General features: G+C 66.0%; 14 protein-coding genes. 4 read left to right on the top strand and 10 right to left on the bottom strand.

The window, feature by feature from the left end; genetic code table 11:
• Positions 1–60: 60 nt before the first annotated feature.
• The 7 genes from T8S45_RS06810 to T8S45_RS06840 are packed head-to-tail and all read right to left on the bottom strand — an operon-like array spanning position 61 to position 5,506.
• Positions 61–1,131: an enoyl-CoA hydratase/isomerase family protein gene (locus T8S45_RS06810; protein WP_322295138.1), complete on the bottom strand. Its 1,071-nt coding sequence runs from the start codon at positions 1,129–1,131 to the stop codon at positions 61–63.
• Complete coding sequence (locus T8S45_RS06815; RefSeq protein ID WP_322295139.1) at positions 1,128–2,273, bottom strand: acyl-CoA dehydrogenase family protein; 1,146 nt, start codon at positions 2,271–2,273, stop codon at positions 1,128–1,130. Before T8S45_RS06815 ends, T8S45_RS06810 begins: the two co-directional genes overlap by 4 nt.
• A complete protein-coding gene (locus tag T8S45_RS06820; protein WP_322295140.1) occupies positions 2,270–2,677 on the bottom strand; it encodes a RidA family protein in 408 nt (135 codons plus the stop codon). Before T8S45_RS06820 ends, T8S45_RS06815 begins: the two co-directional genes overlap by 4 nt.
• Positions 2,674–2,967, bottom strand: coding sequence for an I78 family peptidase inhibitor (locus tag T8S45_RS06825; RefSeq protein ID WP_188642204.1), 294 nt, complete (start codon positions 2,965–2,967; stop codon positions 2,674–2,676). Before T8S45_RS06825 ends, T8S45_RS06820 begins: the two co-directional genes overlap by 4 nt.
• Complete coding sequence (locus T8S45_RS06830) at positions 2,964–3,440, bottom strand: hypothetical protein (protein WP_322295141.1); 477 nt, start codon at positions 3,438–3,440, stop codon at positions 2,964–2,966. The genes T8S45_RS06825 and T8S45_RS06830 overlap by 4 nt, the downstream gene beginning before the upstream one ends.
• Entirely contained in the window at positions 3,437–3,955 is a 519-nt protein-coding gene (locus tag T8S45_RS06835) for a hypothetical protein (protein WP_322295142.1), read from the bottom strand. The genes T8S45_RS06830 and T8S45_RS06835 overlap by 4 nt, the downstream gene beginning before the upstream one ends.
• Positions 3,956–4,009: 54 nt before the next feature.
• Complete coding sequence (locus T8S45_RS06840; protein ID WP_322295143.1) at positions 4,010–5,506, bottom strand: CoA-acylating methylmalonate-semialdehyde dehydrogenase; 1,497 nt, start codon at positions 5,504–5,506, stop codon at positions 4,010–4,012.
• 147 nt (positions 5,507–5,653) lie between these two features.
• On the opposite strand from T8S45_RS06840, the gene T8S45_RS06845 reads away from it, so the two are divergent.
• Together T8S45_RS06845 and T8S45_RS06850 are read left to right on the top strand one after the other, a co-directional pair.
• Positions 5,654–6,397, top strand: coding sequence for a 3'(2'),5'-bisphosphate nucleotidase CysQ (locus tag T8S45_RS06845; RefSeq protein WP_322295144.1), 744 nt, complete (start codon positions 5,654–5,656; stop codon positions 6,395–6,397).
• 60 nt (positions 6,398–6,457) lie between these two features.
• The gene (locus T8S45_RS06850; RefSeq protein ID WP_322295145.1) at positions 6,458–6,850 is read left to right on the top strand and encodes a four-helix bundle copper-binding protein; all 393 of its coding nucleotides are present in this window, start codon (positions 6,458–6,460) and stop codon (positions 6,848–6,850) included.
• Between the two features lie 3 nt (positions 6,851–6,853).
• Here the strand turns inward: T8S45_RS06850 and T8S45_RS06855 are convergent, their stop codons facing one another.
• Positions 6,854–8,080: a DUF819 family protein gene (locus T8S45_RS06855; RefSeq protein WP_188642210.1), complete on the bottom strand. Its 1,227-nt coding sequence runs from the start codon at positions 8,078–8,080 to the stop codon at positions 6,854–6,856.
• 332 nt (positions 8,081–8,412) lie between these two features.
• Between T8S45_RS06855 and T8S45_RS06860 the strand changes: the two genes are divergently transcribed.
• The gene (locus tag T8S45_RS06860; protein WP_322295146.1) at positions 8,413–10,935 is read left to right on the top strand and encodes a hypothetical protein; all 2,523 of its coding nucleotides are present in this window, start codon (positions 8,413–8,415) and stop codon (positions 10,933–10,935) included.
• A gap of 498 nt (positions 10,936–11,433) precedes the next feature.
• Positions 11,434–13,020 (top strand): winged helix-turn-helix domain-containing protein, encoded by a 1,587-nt coding sequence (locus T8S45_RS06865; RefSeq protein WP_322295147.1) that lies wholly within the window; start codon positions 11,434–11,436, stop codon positions 13,018–13,020.
• Here T8S45_RS06865 and T8S45_RS06870 read toward each other — a convergent pair.
• On the bottom strand, positions 12,923–13,726 hold the full coding sequence (locus T8S45_RS06870) for a TfuA-like protein (RefSeq protein WP_322295148.1): 804 nt from the start codon (positions 13,724–13,726) through the stop codon (positions 12,923–12,925). The two genes, T8S45_RS06865 and T8S45_RS06870, sit on opposite strands and share 98 nt — an antisense overlap.
• Positions 13,723–14,868, bottom strand: a complete 1,146-nt coding sequence (locus T8S45_RS06875; protein WP_322295149.1) for a YcaO-like family protein — start codon at positions 14,866–14,868, stop codon at positions 13,723–13,725. The genes T8S45_RS06870 and T8S45_RS06875 overlap by 4 nt, the downstream gene beginning before the upstream one ends.
• Between the last annotated feature and the right edge of the window lie 2 nt (positions 14,869–14,870).

Consider the following 14,870-nt stretch of genomic DNA (forward strand, 5'->3'; position numbering starts at 1 on the left):
ATCCAGGGAAAATTCGTGCGTCGCCGCTCTCGATCCCCGCCTGCGCGGGGATGACGAAGATCAGAGCGGCTGCCACTCCTCGCCTTCGGGGAGCGGCGCGAAGATGCTGTCGAGCAATTCGTCGGTCACGCCTTCGGGCGTCGCCGGATCCCACTTGGGATCGTTCGACTTGTCGACGATCACTGCCCGCACCCCTTCGGCAAAGTCGGGGCGCGTGATCACGCGGCTCGCTATGCGGTATTCGTTGCGCATGTTGTCGGCGAAATCGTCGAACTCGGCCGCCTCGGCGAGCTGGCGCAACGCGACCTTGCAGGTCTGCGGGCTCTTGGTCCGCAGCGTGGCGAGTTCCTTCGCCGCCCATTCGCTGTCGTCGGTTTCCAGGCTCGCCATGATCTCTTCGAGCGAGTCGGACTTGAAATGCCAGGCGACGCGCTCGGCCTGCTCCTCGATCTTCGCCTTGGGCGGGGTTTCGGAGAGGTCCGAGAGGATTCCGCCGATGCGGTCGGGATGCTCGATGATGCGCGCCTTGGCCTCGGCGAGTTTCTCGCTCGGCAGGTAGTGCGTGGCAATCCCGACCCACAGGCAGTCCGCGCCATCGAGCCTTGCACCGGTCAGCGCGAGGAACTGGCCCATCCGACCGCCGAGGCGCGAGAGGTACCAGCCGCCGCCGACATCGGGGAACAGGCCGATCCCGCTTTCGGGCATCGCGAAGCGGGTGTGTTCGGTCGCCACGCGGTACTTGGCGGGCTGCGAGATGCCGACGCCGCCGCCCATCGTGATTCCGTCCATGAAGGCGACCACGGGCTTGTCGTAGGTGAAGAGCTGGTGGTTGAGCTGGTACTCGTCGTGGAAGAACTTGCGCCCGCTCTCGCCGCCGTCGTGCAGCGCCGAATTGCGCAGGAAGGCGATGTCGCCGCCGGCGCAGAAGCCGCGCCCTTCGGCATGGTCGACGATCACCGCCTCGACCGCATCCTGCGCCGCCCATTCGCTCAGCGCCGCGCTCATCGCGTGGCACATGTCGAGTGTCAGCGCATGCAGTGCCTTGGGGCGGTTGAGCGAGAGATGCCCGACACGATCATGCGTGTGGGTGAGGACGTCTTCGGCTTGTTCGGTATTTGCTTGTTCGGTCACTGGCGCAGCATGTCCCTTCCGACGATCATTCGCATGACCTGGTTGGTGCCTTCGAGGATCGAATGCACGCGCAGGTCGCGCCAGAAGCGTTCGATCGGGTAATCCTTCAAATAGCCGTAGCCGCCGAACAGCTGTAGCGCGTTGTTGACGACGTTCGAGCCGCTATCGGTCGCGAGCCGCTTCGCCATCGCGGAGAAGCGCGTCTTGTCGGGCGCGTTCTCGGTCACCTTGGCGGCGGCGAGATAGAGCAGCGCGCGCGCCGCCTCCAATTCGGTCGCCATGTCGGCGAGCATGAACTGCGTGTTCTGGAAATCGGCGATCGGCTGGCCGAATTGCTGGCGGTCCTTGGTGTAGGCGACCGCCTCGTCGAGGCAGCGCTGCGCGCCCCCAAGCGAACAGGCACCGATATTGAGCCGCCCGCCGTCGAGACCCGCCATCGCGAAGCGGAACCCGTCGCCTTCGGCGCCGACGAGGTTTTCGGCCGGCACGCGGCAATCCTCGAAGATCAGCTGCGCGGTCGGGCTGGCGTTCCAGCCGAGCTTCTTCTCAGGCGTGCCGTGCGAAAGACCCTCGGTGCCCTTCTCCACCACGAAGCACGAAATGCCCTTCGACTTGTGGTCGCCGGTGCGCGCCATCACGACATAGACGTCGTTGTAGCCGCTGCCCGAGATGAACTGCTTGGTACCGTTGAGGACGTAGTGATCGCCGTCTTTGACCGCGCTGGTCTTGAGCGCGGCGGCGTCCGAACCGCTGCCCGGCTCGGTCAGCGCGTAGCTGGCGATCTTCTCCATCGTCACCAGTTCGGGCAGGAATTTCGCCTTGACCGCGTCGCCGCCGAAGCGGTCGATCATCCACGCCGCCATGTTGTGGATCGAGATATAGGCGCTGGTCGCGGGGCAGCCATAGGCCATCGCTTCCATGATCAGCGCCGCCTCGAGCCGACCGAGCGCGATCCCGCCGCTTTCTTCCGAGACGTAGATCGCGCCGAAGCCAAGCTCGCCGGCCTGCTGGATCACCTCCTTGGGGAAGTGATGGGTCTCGTCCCATTCGCCCGCATGCGGGGTGATGTTGTCGGCGGTGAACTTGCGCGCCATCTCCTGGATGGCGAGCTGGTCGTCGGTGAGTGCGAATTGTCCAGTCATGGGGTCCCAATAACGGCTTCGACCTCGATTTCCACCTTCCAATCATCGCGCACGAGCGCGGGCGTGCCCACCATCGTGGCGGCCGGAGGGTGATCGCCGAAGGCGCGCGCATGAGCCGCGCCGACTAGGTCCTGGTCGGCAAGATCGGTCACGTACATCCGCGTGCGGACGACATCGGCGGCGGTCCCGCCCAGATCCTCGATAGCGGCCACGGCGATGGCGAAACACCGCGCCGCCTGTGCGCCCGCATCGCCCGGTGTGGTGCTGCCGTCGGGCTCGATCGGCCCGGTGCCCGAGACGAGGATGCGATCATCGACCCTGAGCGCGCGGCAGAATCCGAATTGCGCCTCGTAGGGCGAGGCGGACTGCGCGCGGCGGCGTTCCTGTCCTCCTCCCCCGATCACCCGCAATAGATCCGTTCGATGACGTAATCGTCGTCATAGACGACGTTGACGCGGTCGGGCCGGTAATCCTGCGTCACCGCGCTGCGCGGCGGGATCCAGCGGAAGGCATCGGCGCCGCTTTCCGCCCGGATCCGCGCACCGAGTTCGACGCTGGTGCGCTGGCCGACCAGCGACTGGATGGGCGCGGCGTCGCATTCGCCCTGCGGCGCGACTTCGATCGGCTCGTCGCCGGCCTGCGTCGTCGCGCAGGCCGCGAGGGCGAACAGCGGCAAGGCTAGCAGCGCCTTCATGCCGCACACCTCTTGCGCGGCATCGGTTCGTAGCCGCCATCGTCACCGGCTTCAGAGGGAACCAGGCGGTCACCGCCATCCTCGAGCGTGAGCTTTGTCGACTGGGTCCAGGTCTCGCCCTCGCCCGACATGTTCATGTCGACGACGATGGCATCGTCACCCTCTGCGCGGATACCGGTGACGTCGCCGACCGATTCGTAGAACACGATCCGACGCTGGCCGATCTCCATCCGCAGGTCCGAGGCCGGGTCGCAGTTGCCTTCGACATAGTCCCACGCGCCGAGGAAGCGTGCGGGGATCGCGCGGAGCGCGTCGGCGCTGCCGGCATTTCCTGCTTCGTCTGCGGGCGGGGCCGAGTCGGCGACGTTGTCGGCCGCAGAGATATCGCCGTCGACCGGCGTGTCAGGTTCGGCGTCGCATCCCGAAATTGCGAGCGCGAGCGCGGCGGCGAACAGGGCTGGTGTTTTCATCATGGCATCTCCGGACAGGGGCGAAATCTTTTCATCGACGGGATTCCGGCATCGTCGCCGCGATCGACGGTCAAGGATCCGTCGGGCTGAAGCGCGAATTCCATCCGCTCACTGGCGATCTCGTCTGCATAGCTGGTGTCGAAGGTCGCCACGATCTTCGACTCGCTGCGATCGTGCAGCTCGACGATCGTGCCGCCCTGCTCGAACAGGCTGAAGCCATTCGCCGAGACGGTCATCACCTTGCCGAAATTGCGGTTGGTGTCGGAGGTCTGGTCGCAATCCTCCATCGTCGGCGCGCGGCCGAGATCGTCCTCGCGCCACTCGCCGCGCAGCGCCGGGGGCATGCCCGATCGCCCCTGCGCTTGCACCTCGTCAAGCGGCGGCGCGCCGTCGCCGATCCCGCCATCGGGTTCGACCGGGATCGACGTTTCGTCTTCGGATGTGTCGGACGCTTCGCTGCAACCCGCAAGCAGCAGGGCGGCAAGGGCGGCGCAGGCGGCGGGTTTGAAGGCGATCATGGATATGTCTCCCATTGATGCTCCAACGCGCCGCCTGCCGATCCTATCCCCGTATCAACCCATCGTCGGGATGACGAAGGCGTTCGAACCGTCGCCGCCGCCATCGGGCCAGCGCTGGGTCACGGTCTTGACCTTGGTCCAGAACTTGAAACCCTCGGTGCCGTACTGGTTGGTGTCGCCGAAGGCCGAGCGCTTCCAGCCGCCGAAGGTGTGGTAGCTCACCGGCACCGGGATCGGCACGTTGATGCCGACCATGCCGACATTGACCCGCTGCGCGAATTCGCGCGCGGCGTGGCCGTTGCGGGTGAAGATCGCGACGCCGTTGCCGTACTGGTGGTCGCTCGGCAGCTTGACCGCGTGCTCGAAATCCTTCGCACGGACGATCTGGAGGACGGGACCGAAGATCTCTTCCTTGTAGCTTTCCATGTCGGTGGTGACGCGGTCGAGCAGCGTCGGGCCGACGAAGAAGCCGTCCTCGTGGCCCTGGAGCGAGAAACCGCGCCCGTCGACCACGACTTCCGCGCCTTCCTTTTCGGCGGTGTCGATCCACTGCTCGATCCGCGCCTTGTGCTCGGGCGTGACCACCGGGCCGTAATGCGCGTCGGGATCGTTCGATACGCCGACACGCAGCGCGTTGATCGCGGGGATCAGCTTTTCCCGGAGGCGCTCGGCGGTGTCCTCGCCCACCGGGACGACGACCGGCAGCGCCATGCAGCGTTCGCCCGCCGAGCCGAAGGCGGCACCGGCAAGATCGTTCACCACCTGGTCGAGATCGGCGTCGGGCATGACGATGCCGTGGTTCTTCGCACCGCCCATCGCCTGCACCCGCTTCCCGGCAGCAACGCCGCGCTTGTAGACGTAGTGCGCGATGTCGGAAGAACCGACGAAGCTGACGCCCGCAATGTCCTCGTGGTCGAGGATCGCGTCGACCATTTCCTTGTCGCCATGGACCACCTGCAGCAGCCCTTCGGGCGCGCCGGCTTCGACGAACAGCTCTGCAAGGCGCACCGGGACGCTCGGATCGCGCTCGGACGGCTTCAAGATGAAGGCGTTGCCCGCCGCGATCGCCATGCCGAACATCCACATCGGGATCATCGCGGGGAAGTTGAACGGGGTGATGCCCGCGCCGATGCCGAGCGGCTGGCGCATCGAATAGACGTCGATCCCGGTGCCCGCCCCTTGGGTGTATTCGCCCTTCGAGAACTGCGGCAGGCCCGCGCAATATTCGATCACCTCGAGCCCGCGCTGGACGTCGCCCTTGGCGTCGTCGACCACCTTGCCGTGCTCGGACGACAGCAGCTCGGCGAGCTCCTGCATGTTGGCCTCGATCAGCTCCTTGTACTTGAAGAACACGCGCGCGCGCTTCTGCGGGTTGGTCGCGGCCCAGCCGGGCTGCACTTCCTTGGCCTTGGCGACCGCGCGATCGAGCAGCGCGGCGTCGCCGAGCGGGACTTCGGCCTGGACCTCGCCGGTCGACGGGTTCCAGACCTTGTGAGTGCGACCCGTGGGGCTAGCGGGGCCGCCGACGATGAAATGATCGATGTTGCGCATGTGATTTCCTCTCGAGAATCTGTTGGCCGCGCGATGCGCGCGAGAACTCGTTTAATCAAGGGTGGAGACCGCCAAGGGTTCCGAACGCGCCGGTTCCCGCCCCGCAAGCCTTGCAGCGCGGCGCACCTTCGTGGATGGATCGACCCGATGACCGACCACGCCGCCACCGATGCCGCCCTGGCCGCAGAGATCGCCACCCATGCGGGAGAACTGCTGCTCGAGCTGCAGCGCTCGGGCCGATTCGAGGGCCGCGAGCTGGGCGATGTCGGCGACGCCCGCGCCGATGCGCTGATCCTCGAACGGCTGCGCGCGGCGCGCCCCGGCGACTGCATCCTGTCCGAGGAATCGGCCGATGTCGGCGATCGCCATTGCGCGCAGCGCGTGTGGGTGATCGACCCGCTCGACGGCACCCGCAGCTACAGCGAAGGCCGCCGCGAATGGTCGGTCCACGTCGCGCTTGTCGAGGACGGCGTGCCGACGCACGGCGCGGTCGCGCTCCCCACGCGGCAGGAGACCTGGCGCTCGGACCGGCCGTCGGCCCTCGGCAGCGCGCAGCGAAAGCCGCGCATCCTCGTCAGCGGATCGCGCACTCCGGTAGAGGCCGATGCGCTGGCCGCGGCGCTGGGCGGCGAGCTGATCAGGATGGGCTCGGCCGGCTACAAGGCGATGGCGGTGCTGCGCGGCGACGCGGATATCTATTACCATTCGGGCGGGCAGCACGAATGGGACAATTGCGCCCCCGCCGCGGTCGCGCTGGCGAGCGGGCTGCACTGTTCGCGGATCGACGGCACTCCGTTCCGCTACAACCGCGCCGACACGCTGGTGCCCGACCTGCTGTTCGCTCATCCCGACTGGGCGGAGCGTGCCCTCGCCGCAATCGCCGCACTCTGACGGAACGACCGTTCCCCCTCTCCGTTCGTAGGGCAACCCACGAAAAAGAGAGGATAATCCATGTCGCTACAAGAAATGATCTCGCGCCACCCGCAGGTGACCGATGCCACGCTCAACGAAGCGCTGGTCGAAGCCAGCCGCCACGCGAACCTGTGCGCGCAGTTCTGCACCTCGTGTGCCGAGGCCTGCGTTGTCGAGGACATGGACATGGCGCAATGCATCCGGAACTGTCTCGATTGCGCCGATGTCTGCACCGCCACCGCGCGCCTCGGGATCCGTCGCACGGCGCAGAATGTCGAGGTTCTGCGCGCGCAGATACAGGCGTGCATCGCAGCCTGCGAAGCCTGCGCCGCCGAATGCGTCCGGCATGACAATCCGCACTGCAGCAAATGCGCCGAGATGTGCCGTGAGGTCGCGCGCGACTTCAAGGCATGCCTCGACAGCGTGGACTAGGCCTCAGCCCCCGCTGACCGCGCGCATCATCTCCGCGCACAGGATCGCACCGTAAGTGCCGAGCGCATAGCCGAGCACCGCCAACAGCACGCCGACCGGGGCGAGCGCGGGATGGAACGCGCCGGCGACCACCGGGGCGCTCGCCGCGCCGCCGACATTCGCCTTGCTTCCCACCGCGACGAAGAAGAATGGCGCCTTCACGATCTTGGCGACGGTCAGCAGCAGTGCCGAATGGAAGGTCATCCAGATCAGGCCGACCGCCATGAACAGCGGCGCGTCGCCAAGCTGGAAGATGTCCATCTTGGTCCCGATCACCGCGACCAGCAGGAAGATGAATACGGTGCCGATCTTAGATGCGCCGACGCCTTCGAGCTGGCGCGCGGGAGTGAACGAACAGGCGAGGCCGATCGTGGTCGCCATCACGACGACCCAGAAGAAGCGGTCCGCCAGCACTGCTTCGGGGCCGAGCATGCCGGTGAACCAATACGACATCCAGCCCGCGCTCCAGTGGCAGAAGCCGACCGCGGCGAAGGTGAAGCCCGCCAGCATGATCATGTCGTTGGCGCTGGGCACGCGCGCCACCTTCTCGGTGAAGGCGGCCATCGTGTCGCGCAGGCGCGAGACCGAGGAGCTGTCTGCGCCGAGCCAGCGATCGACCCGCTCGTGCATGCCCGCGCCATAGAGCAGGAACGCCATCCAGATATTGGCGACAACGATATCGACCGCGACCATCGCGCCGTATTGCTCGATATCGTAGCCATAGACTTCGAGCATCGCGGTCTGGTTCGCACCGCCGCCGATCCAGCTTCCCGCGAGGGTCGCGAAGCCGCGCCACGGCGCGTCCGATCCGCCGGTACCGAGGATTTCGGGCGCGAACTGCGCGACGATCCACAACGCGATCGGGCCGCCGATCACGATCCCGATCGTGGCGGTGAAGAACATGATCAGTGCCTTGGGGCCCAATCCGATGATCCCCTTGATGTCGATGCTGAGTGTCAGGAGGATCAGCGCCGCGGTGAGGAAATAATCCTTCGCGATCGGCCAGAGATTGCTTTCCGACACGTCCATGAAGCCGAAGCTGACCAGCAGCGAGGGGATCAAATAGGCGAGCAGGATGATCGGGACGAAGGTGAAGACCCGGCTCCACACCCCGCCGCGCTCGCGCAGGAGAAACAGCACCCCGAGGATGCCGGCGAGGATGCCGAAAATGATGACGTCGCTTTGGATCACGTGAAAATTCCCTCGTCCCTCGGCGCGGCCCCTCCGGCCCCGCCGCCCATTGCGCGCCGTCCTAGCAACAGTTCACGCAGCGTCAAATCACAGCGCGAGGGCCTGGTTCGGATATCTCGCGGAATGATCCGATGGCAGATCTGCTACGTTAAACGTCGGACGAGTTTGGGCAGCATCGCCCTGCCGAAGGCAGGCACCAGCGCCTTGAAAAAGCATCGTTTTGGTCAGCCGTCGACAAAACAGTGACCCGGGTCGGAATCAAAATAATAAACTGTTAACCCTCTTCACATCGGTCCGATTTGGGGGGCTTTCGACGAGATCCGGCTTCCAAGATGCGCCGTTTAATTTGCTTTGAAGAAGGAGAAATGATGCGCTTTTCACTATTCCTGAGTTCAGCAACGATCGCTTTCGCTACATGTGCAGCATTGGTTCCCGCAAATGTCCGGGCTGACGACTGCCTGTTGGATCGTGACAATGACGGCAATGTTGATGCAGGGGCTACCGACAATGACGGGGGCGCGAATTCCAATGATGACGACAGCTCCACCGCCTGCGGCGTAGGGGCGGAAGCAACCGGCAGCTTCGCCAGCGCATTCGGTAGTGCTTCCAATGCTTCGGGGGCGCGCTCGATCTCGATCGGCCGCCTGTCCGATGCGACCGGTTCGGATTCATCTGCCGTAGGACACAACGCGCAGGCCACGGCGGACAGCGCGACTGCGGTCGGTCAGAATGCCTGGGCGGATTATACCGGCTCGACCGCAATTGGGCAGTCCGCTGATGTCAGCGGGATCGGCGCGGTCGCGGTCGGCGCCGACGCTCAGGCTGGTCAAACCGCTGTTTCGATCGGGGCTCAGTCGAGCGCCAACCAGACGGCTGCGATTGCCATAGGTGGCGATGGAGACGATGCCGATGCGGACGGCGCGCAAGCGGGATATATCAGATCGATCGCGATCGGTGCCGATACGGCAACTTACGGTGTCGCGGGTATCGCCCTCGGCTACGGCGCAGCGGCAGGGACCGATGCGACTGCCCTGGGTGCAAATGCCAGCGCGAACAGCCAAGATGCGACCGCCATCGGTTCAGAAGCCACGGCGAGCGGAACCGGGGCAACCGCTATCAGTAAGGGTGCACTGGCTACTGCCAATGGGACAATCGCCCTTGGGATGGGGTCAAGCGCATTGGCCGACCAGAATATTGCCATCGGCTTCAACGCTGGCGCAGATACCGGTGTTGAGGCGACTGCGGTAGGTGCCTACGCAAGCGCTGATGGGAGCTATTCGCTCGCCGTGGGCACAAGCTCCGCAGCCACGGCCGATTACGCAACGGGCCTAGGATACGATGCGACGGCGAGCGCCAGTAGCGCAACCGCTGTAGGCGACCGGACCACGGCATTGGCCGTAGGAAATACCGCCATCGGGTCCCGCGCTGCGGCCAACACCGGCATATACGCGACTGCTATGGGCTTCGTGTCCAATGCCGATGGGCGGCAATCGGTTGCTCTTGGGGCGCTTTCAGAAGCTACCGCCGCATCCTCTACGGCGGTCGGAGCCTATGCGCAGGCAATTGGCGAATCCAGCACCGCGCTCGGCTTGAGCGCCTCCGCATCGGAAACCTATTCGATGGCATTGGGTGTCAGTTCGGAGGCATCCGGAACGGGTGCCCACGCGTTCGGCACAGGTAGTGTTGCCAACCAATTTGCAGCGCTTGCCATAGGTCGGAGTGCGGAAGCGACCGCTCGTAATGCGGTCGCACTCGGCTCCTACTCGGTTGCGGATGAAGAGGACACGGTGAGCGTCGGCTCTTCCGGTAGCGAGCGACGGATCACCAATGTCGCCGACGGAACAGCCGCCACCGATGCCGCGACGGTCGGCCAGTTGAATGCCATTGCGACCACCGCCAGTAGCAACGCGACCGAGCTGTCCTATTTCGCATCGACCGGAGCGGAAACGGCGGACGCTTCTGGCACGGAGAGCCTTGCCATTGGCAGCAACACTTCGGCCTCGGGCCTGCGCACGACGGCGTTTGGCTATGGAGCTGCGGCTGACGGGGTCCAATCTACCGCCGCAGGGGCGGGTTCTGGAGCGTCCGGAGTAGGGACCCTGGCTTTCGGCGCCTTTGCCCAGGCCCGTGGGAACTATGCCACCGCACTGGGTTATTCATCCTACGCGCCCGCATTCCAGGCTACGGCGGTGGGCAACGGAGCCCAGGCGACCGGTGAAAACGCCACCGCTCTCGGCAAGGCTGCTCTTGCCCGCGCCGAAAGCGCTACCGCTATCGGACATACGGCGACGTCCGATCACACGCGGTCGACAGCAATCGGATTCGCGGCGGTCACGACCGCCAGCAATCAGGTTGCGATCGGAGGAGATAACAGCGCCGTGCGCATTGGTGACATCGATGCGAGCACAGAGGCGCAGAGCGGACCGGTGGATATTGTTACGGTCGATGCCAACGGCGTGCTCGGACGGCAACAGGCGGCGAGCGCAGCCTCCGTCGCGGCCGTGCGGGCCAATGTCGATTATATTGCCGCAGTTTCCGAGGCACAGTTTCAGGCCCTGTCGAGCGATGTCGTCGCTCTCGGCGGACGGGTCGATGCAATGGGTCTTCGGATTGAAGAACTCGATCGCTCCGCCATGGGGGGCATTGCTGCCGCCGCTGCCCTCGGAAGCGCCATCGCCTTGCCCGACAAGCGCTTTACGCTTGCCGGGAACATAGCCACTCACGGCGGCGAACAGGGATACTCCGCGAGCGTCCTTGGCCGGGTGAACGACAGCTTCGCTGTCGGTGCGGGCATCGCGGGCAATACGGGTGACGACCGGGTTACAGCGCAGGTGGGCTTCGCCGTAGGGTTCTAGCTCGCGCAGAGCGCGGTGCGTGGGAAGCGGCGAAGATGGTCACCGGTCACGGGGGCCGCTCGCCGTGAGCCGGGCAGGCACACAAAAAAGGATGGCCCGACATCGCTGTCGAGCCATCCTGTGCCCTCCGGCACCGGCGTTGCCGCCGTCACGCCAGCCGCGCTTCGTACGTTCCGTCGGTCACGGCGTAGTTCATGATCCCGACGGTGCCGCTGAAAACGGCCATCGTCATCAGCACGGCGGTGAGCAGGGTGATCGTATTTTTCATTGCAGGTCTCCTGGACGGGTTCGGCACGATTGCCGATGTCCCCTGTCTAGGAGCGGTCGCGCCGGACATCCTGAGGAGGCGCTGGAAAGAATCTGGCCCATAATCTTTCCAGATTCGGGCGAAGTTTGCCGGGGTTGACGATTTCGTGATAATTCAATGGGACACCTCTGCAATATCTTCCTTCGGGAAGGTCGACGGAGTCGCGCGGCACATGCAGGAGGCCCACTTCCTTGGATGCTAAAGCAGGCCCGGCATCGCATTTCCGACTGGGCGAGTTCACGCTCGACCCGCAGGACGAACGGGTGTGGGGTCCCGCCGGGCACGTGAAGCTCGGGAACAAGGCGTTCCAGGTGCTGCTGAGACTGGTCGAGCAGGATGGCGGTCTCGTGACCAAGGACGAGCTGTTCAGCTCGGTCTGGGACGGGATGGCGGTATCGGAATCGGCGCTGACCTCGGCGGTCAAGGAACTGCGCCGTGCGCTCGGCGACGATCCGAAGAATCCGCGCTATATCGAAAGCGTCTACGGCCGCGGATACCGGCTGGTCGCGCAGGCCGTGGCCGAGAGCGAGCCGGCCCGCCCGAAGGCGTCCGCAGCCCGCCCGGGATCGTCCGATCGCTCCGAACCGCAATCCTATCCGCCGCTGCTGCATGTTCCCGCGCTGCGACACGACTCCGCGCAGGGGGGCTCATGGCTCGACGAGGTGATCCGCGAGGAAATCCTCCACGCGCTATCCCGCTTCAGCGATTTCCGGCTGGTCTCGGGCTCGGTCGCCGAGAATACCGACGACGCCGCGCAACCGACGGGGAAACGGGACTACCGCCTCGAGATCCGGCTGTTCCGCGGCGTCGGCCCGCTCGGGGTATTCGCCAGGCTGGTGAGAATGGAAAACGGCGAGATCATCTGGTCGGATCGCGCCCAGGTCGATCCCGAGCAACCCGAGGCCGATATCGAGAAGCTGGTTCGAGTCATCGTCTCCGCGGTGCTCCCGCGCCTGACCGACGACCTGACACGCCACCTGCCTGCGATACCCACCGATGCCTATGGTCGCTATCTCCAGAACACCAAGGCAATGCGCACGGCAAGCGGCCTCGAGGCGATGCAGGAGGTTGCGCGGAGGTGGGAAGAACTGATCGAGAGCCATCCCGGTTTCGCGCGCGCCTATGCCCCGCTCATCCTCCTGCTGAATACCGATTTCGGGTATAGCGGCCTCGGCTCGACGACCCCCGCCCACCGGGGCCGCGCCGCGGAGCTGGCGCGGCGGGCGGTGCTGATCGACCCCACCGAACCCTTCCTCCACACCGTCATGGCGTGGTGTTATCTCTGGGCCGGCGAGGCCGCGCAGGCGAGCGAACATTTGCGGCAGGCGTACGATCTCAATCCCTACCATCGCAAGCGGCTGCTCCAGATCGGGACCGGGTGGATGTTCATCGGAGACCTCGACCGGGCGGTCGAACTGCTCGACAAGTGCGAAAGCCTGACTCCCTTCATCACCGAGGCGCCGCACGAGGAAGCGGGCTTGCTGCACCTGTTGCTGGGCGAATACGACAAGGCCGAGGATTGCCTGCGACGCGTCGCGCGCCCGACCATCTCGAGCGAGCTCTACCGCGTCCTTGCCGCTTCGGCCGCGGGCGCAAGCGAGACCGCGACCCTCGCCCGCAAGCTGCACGCGATGGTGGCGGCACGCTGGTGCGGCGATACACCGCCCGATCGCGAGCGGTTCATCGCCTGGGCGCTGTTCCATCATCCGTTCCAGCAGCAGGATCGGCGCGACTGGGTGACAGACCAGCTGCAGGCGATTGCAGATCTCGTGGATTGAGGCCGCGGGAGCGTGCCAGCGCCGCGACGAGGCTGGTCCAGACCATTGCAGGGCGATGACCGGTGACGGCGACTCCCCGAGCTGCCACTTCGAGGCAGGCGATCGCATCGCGGTTCTTCTGCGAAAGCGCGTTGATCTCGATCCAGCGGCGGATCGGCTCGGCGCGCCCGGCGGGAAGATCGGCCTGTTCAAGCAGCGATTCCCATTCGCGCTCGGTATAGTGGAGGCTCCGGGCGGCGGTCATGATCGAACGCGCCTCGCCGGTTGTGAGAGCCTCACGGCGCAGCGCCCGGTGGACGGTTGCGCGGCAATCGACCAGCGGGAGCGTCAACGGCCGCCAGCCCCATTCCGCGGGGCCGTGTACCAGCGCGACCTCGTCGTCCGCGGTGAGCCGCGCAGCGGCATAGGCGCGATAGATGGCCCCCACCCCGACCATCCCGGCCGCCTCCATTTCCGCGGCCCGCAGCGCGCCCATGCTGGCGGCGCCCAGCACGCGCACGCCGCGTGACAGCAGCAGAAGGATTTCCTTGTGCCGAACCGCCGGGCGATGGTCGAAATAGCCGTCGACGAGGCAAACGGTATCATCGGACCCGGCGTCGAGCACGAGAAGGTCGCCCGCTTCGGCCGGATCGCGCCAGGCGATGTCCGGCCAGGCCGCGCGATCCGCCGGCAAGAGCGATGGTCCGGCGAAACAGAATACGGTCATGTCGGCGCCCGTCGTTCGCGGTGGAGCGAACCGAGGCCGGGCACGAAGACCTTGACCACCGGGATCGCGCCTTCGGGAGCGAGACGCGCCACGACGATCCGGTCGTATCCGAGGCTCGCCAGCCGATCCGCCACCCGGCGCGGCTCCGAACAGCGCGGCTCGATATTCTCGAACGACGAAAGCGGGACGCCGAGTTCGACCGCGCCGAGCAGCCCGCCGCCGGGGGTCGAGCGGTAGAGGCGAGGCATCACGTCGTCGCGCGATCCCGCGATGACCGTCAGGCGCGACTGGATCGCCTCGGCCATCGCCCCGAACAGCGCCCGCTCGGGATCGCCGTGCGCACAGCTGCCCATAAAATCGCGTTGCCCCTCCCCGTAGGCCGCGGGCCCGCTCAGGCAGACGATGCACACCGGCATGCCGTCGATCGTTTCGGTGGCGAAGACGCGCAGCGTCGCATCGGCGCTCGCGGCGCGCTCCTTCCAATGATGAAACCAGCCGTAGGGGATCGAGGCGACGTCGATCCGGCCATGCGCCTTGGCGGCCGGCGACGAGCGCTCCCACGCGCCCACCGCGTCGCGCTCGAGCACTTCGCGCAGGCCGGTGGCGATCGCCTCGCTTTCGCAGGTGCCCAGCGCCAGGCCCGCGCTGCTGCGTTCGAGCCAGTGACCGTCAGTGAGAGTGAAATCGAGCGACACGAACAGGTGGGGCAGGAAGAACTCGTCATCCGTGCGGAATTCGCGCGCGGTGCACCAGTCGAGCGCCCCGTGCGCCTCGCCGATGCCGCGATCGGCGTTGCAATCGTGCGGATCGGGGCAGCGCGCCGACGCAGGCAGGTCGCGCCAACGTGTCGCACGGATATTGACGACCGCATTCTCGGCGCGATGGCTCTCGAGCGCCTCGCCCAGCGCACCGATCCGCGCCAGCAGGTTGGACGCGTGCTTGCCCTGGTGGACGCTTTGCGCGCGGCCGAACGGGCGCACCGCCTGCCACACGGGAAAACCGATCCGGTCGAGGCCGGTCAGGTCGGCGAGCCGCGTCACTCCGGCTTCGAATCCCTCGGCCTCGATCCGGTCGAGAAACAGGCCCGGCGCGAGCGCGCGCGGCTCGCTTGGTGGTCCGGGAGCAACGTCCCGGAACGGCATCC

The sequence above is a fragment of the Pseudoblastomonas marina genome (genome assembly GCF_034374265.1).
GTDB classification, from domain to species: domain Bacteria; phylum Pseudomonadota; class Alphaproteobacteria; order Sphingomonadales; family Sphingomonadaceae; genus Alteriqipengyuania_A; species Alteriqipengyuania_A marina.